Source organism: Lentibacillus sp. JNUCC-1 (genome assembly GCF_009741735.1).
In the GTDB taxonomy this organism is placed as follows: Bacteria; Bacillota; Bacilli; order Bacillales; family Amphibacillaceae; genus Lentibacillus_B.
Genome location: NZ_WHOH01000001.1, coordinates 2,066,997 through 2,081,928, shown reverse-complemented (window position 1 = coordinate 2,081,928; position 14,932 = coordinate 2,066,997). Strand labels below are relative to the sequence as shown.

The window sequence follows — 14,932 nt, the reverse complement described above, 5'->3', positions numbered from 1 at the left end:
GAACACAACTTCGCCAGCATCAATTAATCCCGTGGTATCACAGTTAGAAAATCCGTTATACCAACTGGTGTTTGCTCCACCGAAGTATATGAAGTCGGATCGATCGTTGTGCGCCCCTCTGGACCCGGGACTCTCTCATATTCGCCTGCTGGCACAATATATGTAGCAATTGCCGAAAGAACGATCAAAATAAATAAAATAACGTAAATGTGGGGCATTTTAAAAGATCTTTTTTTGGTCATTCTTTCACTCCTTTTAAGAATTAATGGCGCTTGGCTACAAACTCAATTTCCACATCTGCTTCGAGCGGCAGTTCTAATACAGCGACACACGTTCTTGCAGGGTATGGCTTTTTAAATTGAGTTTCATAGACTGCATTCATAGCTTTAAAATGCTTCATGGACGTTAAGTAGACATTGACTTTAACGACATTGGATTCATCAAGGTTCATTTCCTCAAGCACTGCATGCAAATGTTTAAAGCATTGTTTCGTCTGAGCTGTGATGTCTCCTGCCACTTTTTCGGCAATACTTGTGTCTTCAGCATTCATAGCTGTCTGACCGGATAAATAAATGTAATCCCCAGTGTCCACTGCGTGTGAATACGGTCCTGATGCTGTTACGCCTTTGCCATTAAAAGTTTTTCTCATTTTAACATGCCTCCCAAATATGATAAATGACCCCGCTTCAAGTAGATTGAAGGCGGGGTTTTTGTTTATGACTATTTGATCTTACCATTTTCAAAGATGACCTTGCCACCCACGATGGTTTGTTTTACATTGCCTTGATACGTTCTTCCAACATAAGGTGAATGCTGATGACGATAGAATAAATCGTCTTTTTCCAACGTGAAACTTTCACTTAAATCAACCAAGGCAATGTCAGCATCATAACCCGCTGCAATTGAGCCTTTGGCCGGCAAGTTAAATATTTTTGCCGGGTTGGTTGCAGTGACTTCGGCAATTTTCTCAAGTGGTACACTACGTTTGAAATATCCTTCTGTCAAAAGGATGTTCAGCAGGCTCTGAGCCCCAGAGATACCGCCCCAACCTTCAAAATAGTTGTCGGTGATGGTTTTCATATCAGCAGGAGCTGGAGAGTGATCCGACCCCACCGTATTAATTTCACCATTTTTCAGTGCCTCCCAAAGCTCACCCACTTCATCTTGATCACGAAGCGGTGGCATGCACTTAGCTACACCACCTTGTTCCTCAAGGTCTTTGACCGTAAGTGACAAGTAATGCGGACACGTTTCAACTGTTACATCAACACCGCGTTTTTTGGCTGCTTCAATGACTTGAACCACTTTGCGGCTGCTGGCATGGACAATATGCAATTTACATCCTGTTGCCTCCGCGAAAGAAATCACACGTCTCACTGCTTCAATCTCAGAAATAATGGGTCTGGACTCTACGAAGTCACGGGCACTTGTTTGACCGTTTGCTTGCTTCTCTGCAGCGAGCTGTTCACAAATCACCGTGCTCTCGGCATGCACAGCCAGTAAAGATCCAAGTGACTGGATTTGCTTCATACCGTTATACAGAGTGGCGTCATCTGCATTATTGAAATCATCGATACCGCTTGGTGACATAAATGCCTTAAAACCAATTACGCCGTTTTCATGCAGCTCTTTGAGGTTCTCAATGTTTTCTGGAACGAGCCCTCCCCAGAACATTGGATTAACGACTGATTTCTCAGCAGCTATATCGCGCTTTTTAAGCAAGTTCTCTTTATCTATGACTGGAGGTGTACTATTCAGCGGCATATCAAAAAATGTCGTTGCACCACCCGCTGCCAGACTCTTGCTCCCCGTTTCCAGCCCTTCCCAATCCGCTCGGCCAGGTTCATTAAAGTGAACATGTGAATCAATCACACCAGGGAACACATGCAACCCTTCAGCATTTATTGTTTCATTTGAATCTGCTTCAATGGTGCTGGCAACTTTAATGATTTTGCCGTCCTTAATGGCGACATCTGCTTCGATTGTGTTTTCCGCAGTTACAACAGTACCGTTCTTGATAATGACATCATACGTAGCCATGATCGTCCCTCCATATATTTACTGACTTATTTAGCGGACATTAATTTCCCGATTGGTTCTCCTACAATTCCCTTTTCTAAATCAAACACAACATTTCCACGTACGATTGTCTTGGTGACACGGCAATCAATCTTTCGGCCTTCATAGGCACTGTGTTTGTTTTTGTAATAAAGATCCTCTCGTTTAACAGTGTAGGACTGGTTTGGATCGACTAAAATAATATCGGCATCTTTGGAAATTGCAATTTCACCTTTGTTTGGCAGATTAAACCGTTCAGACGGTGTTGTGGCAATTAAATCAACAAACCGGTTTACTGGAAGACCGCGTTGTTTAACGGCCAGGTCAAACATTAAATCAACGTTGTTCTGAGCGCCGCTGATACCACCCCACGCCTCAAAAACATTGCCTTGTTTCAAGTCTTCTGTGCATGGTGAGTGGTCAGATGTCAACCAGTCTATATTTCCTGCCATCAGTTCGTCCCACAATTTCGCCTGATCTGCTTTCTTTCGGAGCGGCGGCATGCATTTAGCATATGCGCCTATTTCTTCAACATCCTCTGCTGTCATGGCAAAATAATGCGGACAGGATTCGACCGTTACATTCACGCCTTCAGCGCGTGCCTTCAATATTGCCTGGACTGCTTCTGATGTGCTGATATGGACCAGATGCAATTTACAGCCGGTTTCTTTAGCAAATAAAAGGGCACGCTGAACAGCTTCTACTTCTGTAAATACAGGACGTGATTCAACGTAATCCATCGCTGTCGTCTTACCGGCTTCCACCAGTTCCTCTGTCAGTTTGTCTGTTACAGTCGGGTTCTCAGCATGAATGCATAGGATCTGGTCGAGTTCAGCCAACTTCTGCATACCTTTATACAACGTGTAGTCATCCACATTTGTGAAATCGCCGGGAATATCGCTTCCACACGTTGAGATAAAACATTTAAATGCCAGCACACCAGCGTCACTTAGCCCTTTAAGGTCATCAACATTTCCTGGAATAAGTCCGCCGTAGAAGCCGTAATCCACATAATTTTGGCCTGGAGCAGCTTCCAGTTTCAAATCAAGAGCATCCGTATTTGTCGTTGCCGGAAGGGCATTGAGCGGCATTTCAACATAACTTGTCGTCCCGCCGGCAGCCAAAGATTTCGATCCGGTTTCAAATCCTTCCCATTCTGTGCGACCCGGTTCACTGATATGGACGTGCGTGTCCACCATGCCCGGCATAACATATTGCCCCGTCGCATCCACCGTTTCTTTCGCTTCATCTTCAATATGCTCAGCAATACAGGTGATTTTTTCATCTTTTACACCAACATCACATCGGCGTACGCCGTCTCGAAAGACGACGTCACCTCCTTTAATGATTAAATCAAACATGATCATTTGCCCCTTTCAAAATGCAGATTTGAACTTAGGCTTTATCCTCATAAATTGTGCCCTGTTTAAATTTTGATCCTTTGAAGGCATATTTGGACAGCAGAATATAAGTGATACCAGCAACTATGAATCCAATAATCCATGCAAGGTCTACTTTAATAAAGGCAGCACCTGCACCGATAAAGAGTGCCAGCATAGCAGCAGGATTATACCCGGCATAAGTGCCCTCTGTGTTATACAGATCTGTTAAATTCACTTTTTGCTTTCTTAAAATGTAATATTCAACAAGCAGGATAGCTACAATTGGACCCAAGAACGCTGAGTAAATCAGGATAAACATGTCAAGACCTCTTGAGTTGTCCTCCTGAACCAATAACCAAGGGAAAGCACCCATGGCGAGCAGACCTGTTACGGTTACCGCTACTTTATATCTTGCTTTCGTTAACATCGTAATAACATAAGTTGGCGGGATGATATTGGCAACCATGTTTGTTGCAATGGTAGCCATTACAATAAACGCAGATACACCCACTGTTACATATGGATTATCAATAACAATCGCCAAAGCTGACGGCGGATTTGTAACACCGGTTACTGTTGCCACCATCGTACCTATAATCAGGACAGCACCATAAGCCATCACTATAGGTGAGAAGTACATTAAACCCCGTTTTGTATCACTGATACCTGTTTTTAATTCACGAGAGTAGTCCGCCGCATTCAAGAAGATCGCAGCATAGTTCCCTAAGAAGACCATAATGTAGCCAAAGAACGGAAGTCCCCATGAACCTTCAGCAAGTACCCAGTTTTCGTAAAGGTCGCCTCGGTAATCTTTCATCAAGATAATAAATACATAAACCATTGCTGCCATGATCACAATCGATGCAAGACTCTCAACCCACTTAATAGCAGTAAACCCGTATAAAGATAAACCAATTTGAACAACCTGAAGCGCTACGAAACAAATGGCCACACTATCGAAGGCACCATCTGTGAAGATTTTCAGAATTTCGTTCAGCGCTGTACCACCAATCCAGCTTTGAATACCATACCAGATAATGGCCGGTACACCTCTCATGAGGGATGAAATTACTGTTCCTTTAAAACCAAAAGACATTCTTAATTGTACAACATAAGGAATACCTTCCTTATAGCCTGCACGGTCATTCAAGGCAAAAATACCCGAGATAATCAAAATTGCAACAACAGCTGCGGCAATTGTCTGCCATATGTTAAGCGTGGCAACTCCAGCCACGACAACACTGGCACCAAGCGTCATATTTCCCATATTAACGCCGTCGCCTACCCACATAAACATATATGGGATCTTACCAACCGTTCTATCTTCAGGACCATTGGCTTTCAGGGACCCGTCGACGCCAGCGGTCTTTTCAATTTCTGTTGCGTCTAGATTAGCCATTATGCACATCTCCTTTTTGTTGTTTTTTTATGTGGTCTCTTTATTGTTTATCCCAAGCTTCCATTATAGTTAAAGTATTATTGCTAAGTGATGTCAGCTTAGTCAATTAAACGCTTTCATTGACCACGGTTTCATTATATAATAATTTGTCTGCTATGTATTCAGACTGATTATACAAAATGTACAACCCGCGTTGTTTAAGCTGCATAGTTTTTAATCGCATTATAGCTTAATGCACTGTCGCATGTTCAATTTGCACAAGGGTTAGCTTAATCCTGTTTTAATTTCCCCTTTACCTCAATCCCTATCCTTTTATATGCTCGTTAACATATTTGACCAATTTTAAACATGAAAAAGCCGCCCACCAGAGTGAGCGACTTCCAGATCACTTAGCAAAGGGATCTTTATGGTCATAGGCATTGTGATGAATCGCATCAGATGTGAGATAATCATATACATCATCAACAATCTCAATGCCATCACTGGAATAGGCTTCTTCTCTTTCAGCACTTCGCTGTCCCGGGTAGTAAACTTGATCAAAACCGGGAGCTGGTTTGATAGCGTTGAGGTCTTTCATGGTTTGAGAAATATGTTGTTTAAACGTATTGATTTCAGTGAAAAACAGCGGGTTAATCACAATATGCAATTGTCCAAGGTCCCGTCCTTTTTCCAGGTCATGATACATAGAGGAGACATTTTTGCCAAAGGGCAGGCCTAGTAAAACACCAGATAAAATGTCGACCATCATCATCAGACCATACCCTTTTGGACCGGCAATAGGCAATAGGGCGCTCACTTCAAATGGGTTGGTTGTCGGCTCTCCATTTCCATCTACAGCCCATCCTTCAGGAATTGCTTCATTCTTTGAGCGGGCATGTAAAATTTTGCCCCATGCCTGGACGGTGGTGGCCATATCAAAAGTGATCAGGTCATCGTTTTCACCTGGAGCAGAGAATGCGATCGGATTGGTGCCATAATACGGCTCCGCTCCCCCAAATGGTACAACCATGGGGTCGGATTGACAAACAGAAATACCAATCATATCAGCTTGAGAGGCTTGTTTAACAAAATAAGAGAGAGATCCACTATGACTCATGTGTTTGATCCCAACAACCCCAACACCGCTGTCTTTAGCCATTTGAATAGCTTTATCCATGGCTTCTTTAGCTGCTACATGACCTGCACCATTATCTGCGTTGAACGTTGCACTTGCTGGCCCTGTCTGGTTAAAGTGAAATTGCGGGTCAGTGTTTATGCCGCCTTTTGCAATACGTTCAGCGTAGTATTCTACCCGCATAGCACCATGTGAATGAATTCCACGTGCATCTGCATGTACAAGCACTTCTGCAACACCGTCTGCATGTTCCAAGGTTAATCCTGCCTTATGCAATTTGCTTTGTATTAATTCATGTAGCTTCTCTTTCGAAACATGCACCAAGATTAAACCCTCCAAAATGTTTTAATCAGCAAATGGATCCTGATGATCATATGCATCATTATGAACGACGTCGCTTACCAAATAATCATAAATATCATCAACGATCTCAATACCGTTTTCTTCATAATCCTTTTCCGTGGCCTCGTAATTCTGACCAGGATAATAGACCTGATCAAAGCCCTTCGCAGGTTTAACAGCATTCAAATCCTGCATGGTTTGAGTGATATTGTCTTTAAAGGTTTGGACACTCGTAAAGGCGTTCGGATTAATCACAATATGAAGCTGTCCCAAATCACGGCCTTCACTCAGATCATGATACATGGAAGAAACCTTTTTCCCAAATGGCAGGCCGAGCAAGACGCCTGACAGAACATCAATCATCATTCCAAGACCGTACCCTTTAGGACCTGAGATAGGGAGCAGCGCCTTAACCTTATGTGGGTCTGTTGTCGCCTCACCATGTTCATCTACCGCCCATGTATCAGGAATTTCTTCGTTCTTTGAGCGGGCATGAAGGATCTTACCCCACGCCTGCACGGTGGTCGCCATATCAAAACTAATCATCTTTCCATCGTTACCTGGCGCTGCAAATGCCAGCGGATTCGTCCCATAATAAGGCTCAGCCCCACCAAATGGAACGACCATCGGATCTGACTGGCAAACCGCAAAACCAACCAGGTCTTCTCGAGCAGCCATTTCTGTAAAGTATGATAAAGCGCCACTATGGCTCATTTTCTTGACTCCAACAACCGCTACCCCGTTTTCTTTTGCCATTTGAATCGCTTCTTCCATGGCAAATTTACATGCCACATGGCCGCTTCCATTGTCGGCATGATAGATGGCTGAACTTGGGCCGGTTTTTTCAAGACGAAATTCCGGATTATGTGTGATGCCATTTTTAGCAATCCGCTCTGCGTAATACTCAACACGCATGGCACCGTGAGAATGAATGCCTTTCGCATCCGCAAAAACCAAAACATCAGCGACAACTCCAGCATGTTCCTCCGTCAAGCCTGCCTGTTCCAATTTAGTTTGGATAAGATTCTTCAGCTTATCTTTTGTTACTCTCATCGTACTATCCCCTTTTGACCAATTTTTAAATACTGTTCTTTATTCAGTATGGGCTCTTGAGCAAGGGGAATGTGCCGCTTATAGCGGCACATCCCGGTTACAGTCTTTAGAGTAAACGTAGGAGAGCTTTTCCCGTCCAACAGCATAGGCAGCCTGAAGGCAATAAGGTCCCATGAAGATGTAGTCGTCTTTTTTGACCGGAATCCACTCATTGTCGAGGTTGTACATGCCTTCACCAGAAAGAAGATAAGCACCGTGCTGCTGATAATGTGTTTCAACAAATGGATGGCTTGCAGCCGGGTCAAATGTCAAAATGTGAAAGTTCATGTCAAATGCAATATCTGTCGGAAGCAAGTCCTGGATATGAACATTTTCCATATCGTCATAGATCACCTGGTCAATATCGTTGGAGTTTCCTGCATATACCCATGGTTTATGACCTTCAAGCGGTGTATGCTTTTGCTTATAAAGAAACACTTTGGAATCGCCGTCAGCTAGATTTTTAAGGTACATCGTCACAGATGGCGGGCAATACAAGTAGCCCCCTTCTTCAAGAACATGCTCTTCATCATCCGCAGCGGCTTCCATCTTACCTTCGAGCACGTAAACAAATGTCTCGATATCATCTTGACCGCCGAAACCTTTTTCGTTTTTGCCGCCTTCATGGAAGGTAGCAATGTAATCCACAAATTTAGCGCCGATGCTTGGGGAAGATAAAATACTCATAGATACATTTTCAAAGCCCGGAATAACGTTGTTGACGAGACCTTCCGGTGGAATAATCGCATATAGTCCGTGCTTAACCACTGCTCTTGATTGTAAAATATCGTTTGGATAACCCATATTTAAACATCCTCCTAAAATTTATAAATTATTCTTTATAACCCAGATTGTATAAAGCACTGATCAACGCATCTACCCCTGCCGCCAGATCATGCGGAGTTGTATATTCATGGGGTGAATGACTGATGCCATCTTTGCTCGGTACAAAGATCATAGCTGTCGGAATAACAGGTGCCATAATTTGCGAATCATGTCCTGCCCCACTATGCATCAGTTTATAGTCCAGCCCATCTTCATCACATTGTGCTTTAATCGCATTCACAACGCCCTCGTCCATTGGCACAGGCGGTGCGTCCATCCAGCGATCAATGTCGATTTCCACGTCAATTTCTTTTGCAACTCTACGAAGCATATCCTCTACAGATTCTGTAAAGCTGTGAAGTTTTGCCTTTTCCGTATGACGAATGTCAATGGTGAAAGTTGCTTTACCAGGCACCACGTTCACTGTATTTGGTTCAAGCATGATCTTGCCCACGGTGGCCACAAGTGGGTCGCCTTCTTCCAGCGCCATGTCGTTAAGGGTTGTAATCATACGGGCTGCAGCGTTCATCGTGTCTTTCCGGTAGCCCATGGGTGTGGTCCCAGCATGGTTAGCTTGTCCATCCAATGTAATGGTATAGCGGCGTTGACCGGCAATATGACTGACAATACCAACAGACTTTTGCTCTTTTTCAAGCACATTGCCTTGCTCAACGTGGATTTCCACAAACGCTTTCAAGTCTTTCCGTACATTTTCAGGGTCTTGCTTGAAATCAAAACCTGCCTTATGCATGGCTTCTTCGAAAGGAATTCCGTCGAAATCTTTCATATTAACGACTTCTTTGGTGCTTGGATCACCAACTATGTTTTTAGAACCCCAGAAAGAAAACGGAAAGCGACTGCCTTCTTCTTCTGCCATTGAAACAACTTCAATATTTCGAAGAGGTTCCCCATACGTTTCCTTCAAGTATTTTAGCGCCAGAAATCCCGCGATGATGCCATATTGACCATCATATAAACCGCCATTTTTCACTGTATCAACGTGTGAGCCGGTCAGTATGGTTTCATCCGGATAAGTGGAGCCCTTTAATTGACCGAACAAGTTGCCGATATCATCAAAGTGCGTCGTTAGTCCGGCGTCTTCAAACAATGCTTTTAGTGCATTCTGAGCTTCGACCCATTCTTCAGAGTACAGCACTCTGGAAACGCCTCCATTTGGATCTTTACCAAAAGCTCCCAGCCAGTCCAGTTTCTCTTGGACATGTTCACCTGAATAGGCATTCGTTCCTTTTTTCATATAAACCCGCCTTTCTTTAAGACCAGATTTCCCAATGCTGCTTGCTTCAAAGGGATATACATATGACACCGGATGTCTAATATGCATAAAGGTCATCCACGTGTCACATATTCCTCTGCTTCAATTATAGCGCATTAGATTCAGAAAGTAATTGTTCCATTTAGACAAATAAATAATTCATGTATAGCCACTTTAAATAATTTTATGATGGTGTTAATGGAACATCGGCTCCTTAATATGTTTTCCCCGGAAAATAGGATGATAATCATGCATTCTTTAGAAAGCAACACATGTTATTTGTCTTTTTCCCTTTTCATGCGTTATTATGCTTACATTGTAATCATCAAGCAAATTGGAGGATGACATTCATGACAACCTTTGTTTATAAAGAAGTTGACTCATGTGCCATAAAAGCAGAATTATTTCCAGCAGGCACTTCGGAAGCACCGTTGATCGTTTATATTCATGGGGAGGTCTTGTGTGGGGAACACGCAATGACATTAACAAGGACCAGGTCGCCCTTTATCAGGAAGCTGGGTACAATGTGTTATCCCTTGCATACCGGCTGGCTCCAGAAACAAAGCTCCCGGGCATTGTTGCGGATATTCAAGATGCGCTCGAATGGGTTTATACAGAAGGACTTAAACAAATGAATTTTGATCAGCAAAAGGTTGCAGTCGTCGGCAGCTCAGCGGGGGCTTATCTGGCATTGATGACAGGTACTTTCCCCGTTAAGCCTGCTGCGATCGTTTCTTTCTATGGGTATGGCGATATTCTCGGAGATTGGTACAAGGAGCCAAGCGCACACTTTAATACAATGACTTCAGTACCAGAAGTTCTCGCAAAACAGCTCATTCAACCGGAAACCATAGCTGAGTCTCCAATTGAGCGGCGTTATGCAATCTACTTATACTGCCGTCAGCAAGGTAAGTGGCTGGATTATGTCGCTGAACTGAACGAGGGAATGAGCGAAGACGATCTGAAAGCCTATTGTCCTGTCCACCTTGCAGAAACAGATTTTCCGCCCACCTTGCTTCTGCACGGTGATGCGGATCAAGATGTTCCATATTCTGAATCGCTCAAGATGAAAGAAAAACTGACACAGCTTGGTGTGGACAATCAACTCATTACCATCCCCGGCGGTGAACACTCTTTTGACCAGAAGATGGAAGATCCGAATGTTCAGGACGTTTTTAAACAAGTGTTGGCTTTTCTGAACAAACAGCTTTAGAATCTAAAAAAACCTGCCACGCGCTATGACGTTGGCAGGTTTTTTATTATGTATGGCGGAGAAGGTGGGATTCGAACCCACGCGGCGCTTGCACGCCCTAACGCATTTCGAGTGCATCCCCTTCAGCCGGGCTTGGGTACTTCTCCACTTGATTTTCCGACACAGGAAATTATATAACAGTTTTTTTTCTATGTAAATGGGATTGATTGGTTTTTTACTAATCAGTTGATGAATATTGCTAGACGCCCTGCATATACATAAAAAGGTTTAAAAAATTATGGAATGGGTGATTGCATGGATGAGAAGTCATCAAGACACCACAAGCCTGTTGATAAAAACCTGAAAAATGAGCAGCTCGATCAATTCCGAGTAGAAAATACCAGAAACCCAATGACGACCAATCAATCGAGAAAAATTTCAAACGATCAGCAGACTTTGAAAGCAGGCGAGCACGGCCCTTCGCTACATGAGGATTGGCATTTTTTCGAGAAGATGACACATTTTGTACGGGAGCGCATACCGTCGAGGGTGGTTCACGCAAGAGGGTATGGGGCCCACGGAGAATTTGAGTGTTATCAATCTATGAAACAGTTTACTAAAGCTGGTTTTTTGCAGGAAGCGGGCAAAAAAACATCTGTATTTGTCCGGTTCTCCACGGTTCAGGGTGACAGAGGATCTAAAGACACAGCCAGAGATCTACGCTGTAAAGGGGTTAAATTTTATACAGACGAAGGAAATTACGACCTCACCACAATCGGTATGCCAGTATTAATTAATCAGGATCCGATGAAATTCCCCGATGCCATGCATGCCTACCAGCCCGAGCCGCGAACTGGAATGCCAACCGCTGCCGGCGCCCATGACACATTCTGGGATTATGTGGCCAATAATCAGGAAGCTCTGCATATGGTGTTGTGGATCATGTCAGATCGTGGGCTGGTGAAAAATTACCGTATGATGGAGTCATGGTCGATTAACACGTATCTGTTTGTCAATGACGAGGGGTAGCTACCTTCGTGCGTTTTGTCTGGAAGCCTGTGCTTGGTGTGCATTCACTGCTTCAGGACGAAGCTCAGAAAATCGGAGGAATTGACCCCGATTATCACCGTCGTGACCTGCGTGAAGCCATTGACCGCGGCGCTTATCCAGAGTATGAGCTGGGCGTCCAGATGATCCCATTGGAAGATGAATTTAAATTTGATTTTGACGTTCTTGATCCTGCCAAGTTTTGGCCAGAAGAGTTGGTTCCTGTTCATCTTATTGGAAAAATGACCTTGAACAGGAACGTTGACAATGAATTTGCAGAGTTAGAACAGGTCGCTTTTAACCCAGCCAATGTCGTTCCGGGAATTGATTTTTCCAACGACCCTGTTCTGCAGGGAAGGTTAATCGCTTATCAAAGTGCACAATACCATCGACTCGGAAGTGGCAACTTCCAAGACTTGCCGATTAACCGCCCGATCTGCCCATTTCACAACAATCAAAGGCAGGGTGTGATGAGGTATCGCATTGATGTTGATGAAGTGAGCTATCACAAGAATTCGTTGGCAAATAACACCCCTTACACGACACCCCCGGAAAAAGGCGGTTATGAGCATTATCCGAAAAAAGTAGACGGCCGCGTCGTCCGGGGCAGAAGTGAATCCTTCAACGATTTCTTCACGCAACCGAGGATCTTTTGGAACAGTTTAACGACAGTAGAAAAGCAACATACGCTGGAGGCACTTAACTATCAGCTTGGAAGTGTGAACAACAGGTCGGTCCGTCAGCAAAACGTGGATATGCTGGTCAATGTAGATCGAGAGCTGGCCTGTATCGTAGCAGATCATATTGGTGTTGACCGCCCAAGCGGTTCTCAGGTTCCCGTTTCTACAAAGTATCCATCCTTAAGCCAGGCTTTTACGCCGAGTTATGCTTATACACAAAAAGTTGGGGTCTTAATCGGGGATGGTTTTGACAGTAGTGAAGTCAGCCAGGTCCTTAGCACATTAAAGCAGTATGGCGTTTTTGTTGTCATCGTAAGCGACACACTTGGGAGCGTAACCGGGGCTGATGGGACCAGGATCGAAGTTGATGAGACATTTCTCACTACAAGTCCTTACTTGCTCGACTCTTTTTATGTGGTGGGAGGGCGTTGCAGCAGACAGGGCCATTTCGATTCTAGTATCAAAGAATACGTGCAGGTGGGCTACAAACACTACAAGCCGATTGGTGTCGCCTCAACAGGACAGCAATATATACACACATCAGAGCAAAACAATTTAGCTGGCGTCGTATTCGCAGCAAATAATCCAGATTTCGCAAAAGATTTTGTGGCTGCTGTAGCGCAACAGCGTTTTTGGAACAGGAAATGATTAGAGCAATGTGCGAAAAAAGCGTCTCCCCCTCTAGTGAGGGTGAGACGCTTTTTTATAGTGCTGGTGAGAGGAATTGAACCCCCGACCTATTCATTACGAGTGAATCGCTCTACCGACTGAGCTACACCAGCATATTTTAAGCACAAGAAAAATAATAATACCATCGGGAGAATTTTTCAACCCACCTGCTTCAGATCTGGTGAAATTTTGCTTCCAAAAGTTCCTCATTTTGTCGAAACTGGAAAAGCATGATATAACATATATACAGGGGTGAAAGCATGTCAGAAGCAAAGATAAAAGTGAACGACAACGGATCCCTATTGCTGACAGGGTCCTTTGAAGTGGTTGATGCAAAAGGCAACGTGTTCGAAACAAAAAAAGCCGTGTCCCTATGCCGCTGCGGCGAATCATCCAACAAACCATTTTGTGACGGTACACATAAAAAAATCGGATTTGAAAGTTCTCCACGAGCTCCAAAGTAAGTGTAGATTAACCACAGCCCCGCCTTGAAGGGTGGGTGGCTGTGGTTTTTGGATTTTTGGGGAGGGAGGGGGTTCTAGTGATATATGCATTTCCCCCTTCCTACTGTGTTCAAGCGAGTTTTTGGAGTTCTAACTGATATATCAAGCGCTCAGCTTCGTTTATAGAGCGCTCATACTCTTATTTGACGCGCTTGCCATGGTTTTCGTTGCGCTCGTGCTCTTATTCGACGCGCTCACCTTCGTTTTCGTTGCGCTCATGCTCTTATTCGACGCGTTCGCCTTCGTTTTCGATGCGCTCAGGCTCTTATTCGACACGCTCGCCTTCGTTTTCGATGCGCTCATGCTCTTATTCGACACGCTCGCCTTCGTTTTCGACGCGCTCAGACCCTTATTCGAGGAAATCTACTTCCTTCCAGATTCATACATATACTTCGCCCCTTTACTTTTTCCAATTTTAGTGAAGGGACCTCCTACTAACAATCGCCTCATTACATCTTTTGAATTAATCCTCAAAAACTCGCGCATTTCCAGATTAGTAAACTCCGGTCCGAAAATAGTGCAGTATTCGTGTATTGCTGTCATATGTGCGTTTGGATCTTTTAAACCACATGTTCCGCAAAGCCAATTCCTTTCTATACGGTCCATCATATTCCGTTTGCAGCGTGGGCACCACACACCTTTTCTAACCTGGGAAGCATGAATGTCAAACTTATCCACGAGGCGTTTCTCATTTGGTTCATGCGCAGCTACAAGCATTCGGGCAATTTGCTCCAGCTCACCATATGAAAAATGCTCATTCTGGTACTGTTTTCGCAGTTCAGGAACGCGTTTTAATAGATTTTGAGCCAATAAAAGGTCGGGAATTACCTCGTGGCCAGGATGTTTTAAAATGACATTCGGGTTTGAGAAGACAGTTAGTGTATGAATGGGTATGGGGGCAATGTTGTGTACTTGCAGAAAGTTGTGGAGATGGTGTCGCTGCACACTTGCTTGCATCATAGGATCTTGGAAGCGTTCGAGACGTCCGTCTAATTTTTCTCGATACATGAGGCCTGTTTCCAGTTGATAATGAACAACGCCGGTCAAGTTTTTCGTTTCGATGATCAGGATGAATTGTGGGAATAGAACGAGGGTATCGATTTGAAAGTATTTCCGTCCTGTTTTTATGCGCAGCCCATGTAACACAGGGAAGGCGGCCAAATCCAGTAATTGATAATAATAGTCCATTGATTTTTCACCTATGTAGCCCGACAGTTCGCGTTGGAATTGATCATTTAATATGGTGTAAAGCTCATCCGTCTGCATACGAGGAAGCAAGCTTTCTGATTGGAGCAATGATGAGGGTTTGACGAGGGGAAGAAAAATCAAGTTCAAAAACTCCTTTATTTAATTATT

General features: G+C 44.0%; 12 protein-coding genes, 2 tRNA genes and 1 pseudogene. 3 read left to right on the top strand and 12 right to left on the bottom strand.

Annotated elements, in window-relative coordinates; translation table 11 throughout:
• Positions 1–23: 23 nt before the first annotated feature.
• The 9 genes from JNUCC1_RS19230 to allC form a co-directional block, all read right to left on the bottom strand.
• Positions 24–242 (bottom strand): hypothetical protein, encoded by a 219-nt coding sequence (locus JNUCC1_RS19230; protein ID WP_331713696.1) that lies wholly within the window; start codon positions 240–242, stop codon positions 24–26.
• A 20-nt stretch (positions 243–262) separates the two neighbouring features.
• Positions 263–649 carry a RidA family protein gene (locus JNUCC1_RS09790; RefSeq protein ID WP_156645233.1) on the bottom strand — a complete coding sequence of 129 codons (387 nt, stop codon included), beginning with the start codon at positions 647–649 and terminating at the stop codon, positions 263–265.
• A 71-nt stretch (positions 650–720) separates the two neighbouring features.
• The gene (locus JNUCC1_RS09785) at positions 721–2,040 is read right to left on the bottom strand and encodes an allantoinase (protein WP_156645232.1); all 1,320 of its coding nucleotides are present in this window, start codon (positions 2,038–2,040) and stop codon (positions 721–723) included.
• Positions 2,041–2,066: 26 nt separating this feature from the next.
• Positions 2,067–3,419: an allantoinase AllB gene (gene allB, locus JNUCC1_RS09780; RefSeq protein ID WP_197431689.1), complete on the bottom strand. Its 1,353-nt coding sequence runs from the start codon at positions 3,417–3,419 to the stop codon at positions 2,067–2,069.
• A gap of 34 nt (positions 3,420–3,453) precedes the next feature.
• Positions 3,454–4,839 carry an NCS1 family transporter gene (locus JNUCC1_RS09775; RefSeq protein WP_231784109.1) on the bottom strand — a complete coding sequence of 462 codons (1,386 nt, stop codon included), beginning with the start codon at positions 4,837–4,839 and terminating at the stop codon, positions 3,454–3,456.
• Positions 4,840–5,224: 385 nt separating this feature from the next.
• Positions 5,225–6,274, bottom strand: coding sequence for an ureidoglycolate dehydrogenase (gene allD, locus JNUCC1_RS09770; protein ID WP_331713737.1), 1,050 nt, complete (start codon positions 6,272–6,274; stop codon positions 5,225–5,227).
• A gap of 24 nt (positions 6,275–6,298) precedes the next feature.
• Positions 6,299–7,348 carry an ureidoglycolate dehydrogenase gene (gene allD, locus JNUCC1_RS09765; RefSeq protein WP_156645228.1) on the bottom strand — a complete coding sequence of 350 codons (1,050 nt, stop codon included), beginning with the start codon at positions 7,346–7,348 and terminating at the stop codon, positions 6,299–6,301.
• A gap of 78 nt (positions 7,349–7,426) precedes the next feature.
• Positions 7,427–8,191 (bottom strand): (S)-ureidoglycine aminohydrolase, encoded by a 765-nt coding sequence (allE, locus tag JNUCC1_RS09760; RefSeq protein WP_156645227.1) that lies wholly within the window; start codon positions 8,189–8,191, stop codon positions 7,427–7,429.
• 28 nt (positions 8,192–8,219) lie between these two features.
• Positions 8,220–9,467, bottom strand: coding sequence for an allantoate deiminase (allC, locus tag JNUCC1_RS09755; RefSeq protein WP_156645226.1), 1,248 nt, complete (start codon positions 9,465–9,467; stop codon positions 8,220–8,222).
• 478 nt (positions 9,468–9,945) lie between these two features.
• On the opposite strand from allC, the gene JNUCC1_RS09750 reads away from it, so the two are divergent.
• The gene (locus tag JNUCC1_RS09750) at positions 9,946–10,698 is read left to right on the top strand and encodes an alpha/beta hydrolase (protein ID WP_331713695.1); all 753 of its coding nucleotides are present in this window, start codon (positions 9,946–9,948) and stop codon (positions 10,696–10,698) included.
• A gap of 53 nt (positions 10,699–10,751) precedes the next feature.
• Here JNUCC1_RS09750 and JNUCC1_RS09745 read toward each other — a convergent pair.
• A tRNA-Ser gene (locus JNUCC1_RS09745) sits at positions 10,752–10,844 on the bottom strand.
• A gap of 148 nt (positions 10,845–10,992) precedes the next feature.
• Here JNUCC1_RS09745 and JNUCC1_RS09740 point away from each other — a divergent pair.
• Positions 10,993–13,052: pseudogene (locus tag JNUCC1_RS09740) on the top strand (catalase).
• A 61-nt stretch (positions 13,053–13,113) separates the two neighbouring features.
• Here JNUCC1_RS09740 and JNUCC1_RS09735 read toward each other — a convergent pair.
• A tRNA-Thr gene (locus JNUCC1_RS09735) sits at positions 13,114–13,186 on the bottom strand.
• 147 nt (positions 13,187–13,333) lie between these two features.
• Between JNUCC1_RS09735 and JNUCC1_RS09730 the strand changes: the two genes are divergently transcribed.
• The gene (locus JNUCC1_RS09730; RefSeq protein WP_156645225.1) at positions 13,334–13,537 is read left to right on the top strand and encodes a CDGSH iron-sulfur domain-containing protein; all 204 of its coding nucleotides are present in this window, start codon (positions 13,334–13,336) and stop codon (positions 13,535–13,537) included.
• A gap of 402 nt (positions 13,538–13,939) precedes the next feature.
• On the opposite strand, the gene JNUCC1_RS09725 is transcribed toward JNUCC1_RS09730, so the two are convergent.
• Positions 13,940–14,842 carry a nuclease-related domain-containing protein gene (locus tag JNUCC1_RS09725; RefSeq protein ID WP_197431688.1) on the bottom strand — a complete coding sequence of 301 codons (903 nt, stop codon included), beginning with the start codon at positions 14,840–14,842 and terminating at the stop codon, positions 13,940–13,942.
• Positions 14,843–14,932: the final 90 nt, after the last annotated feature.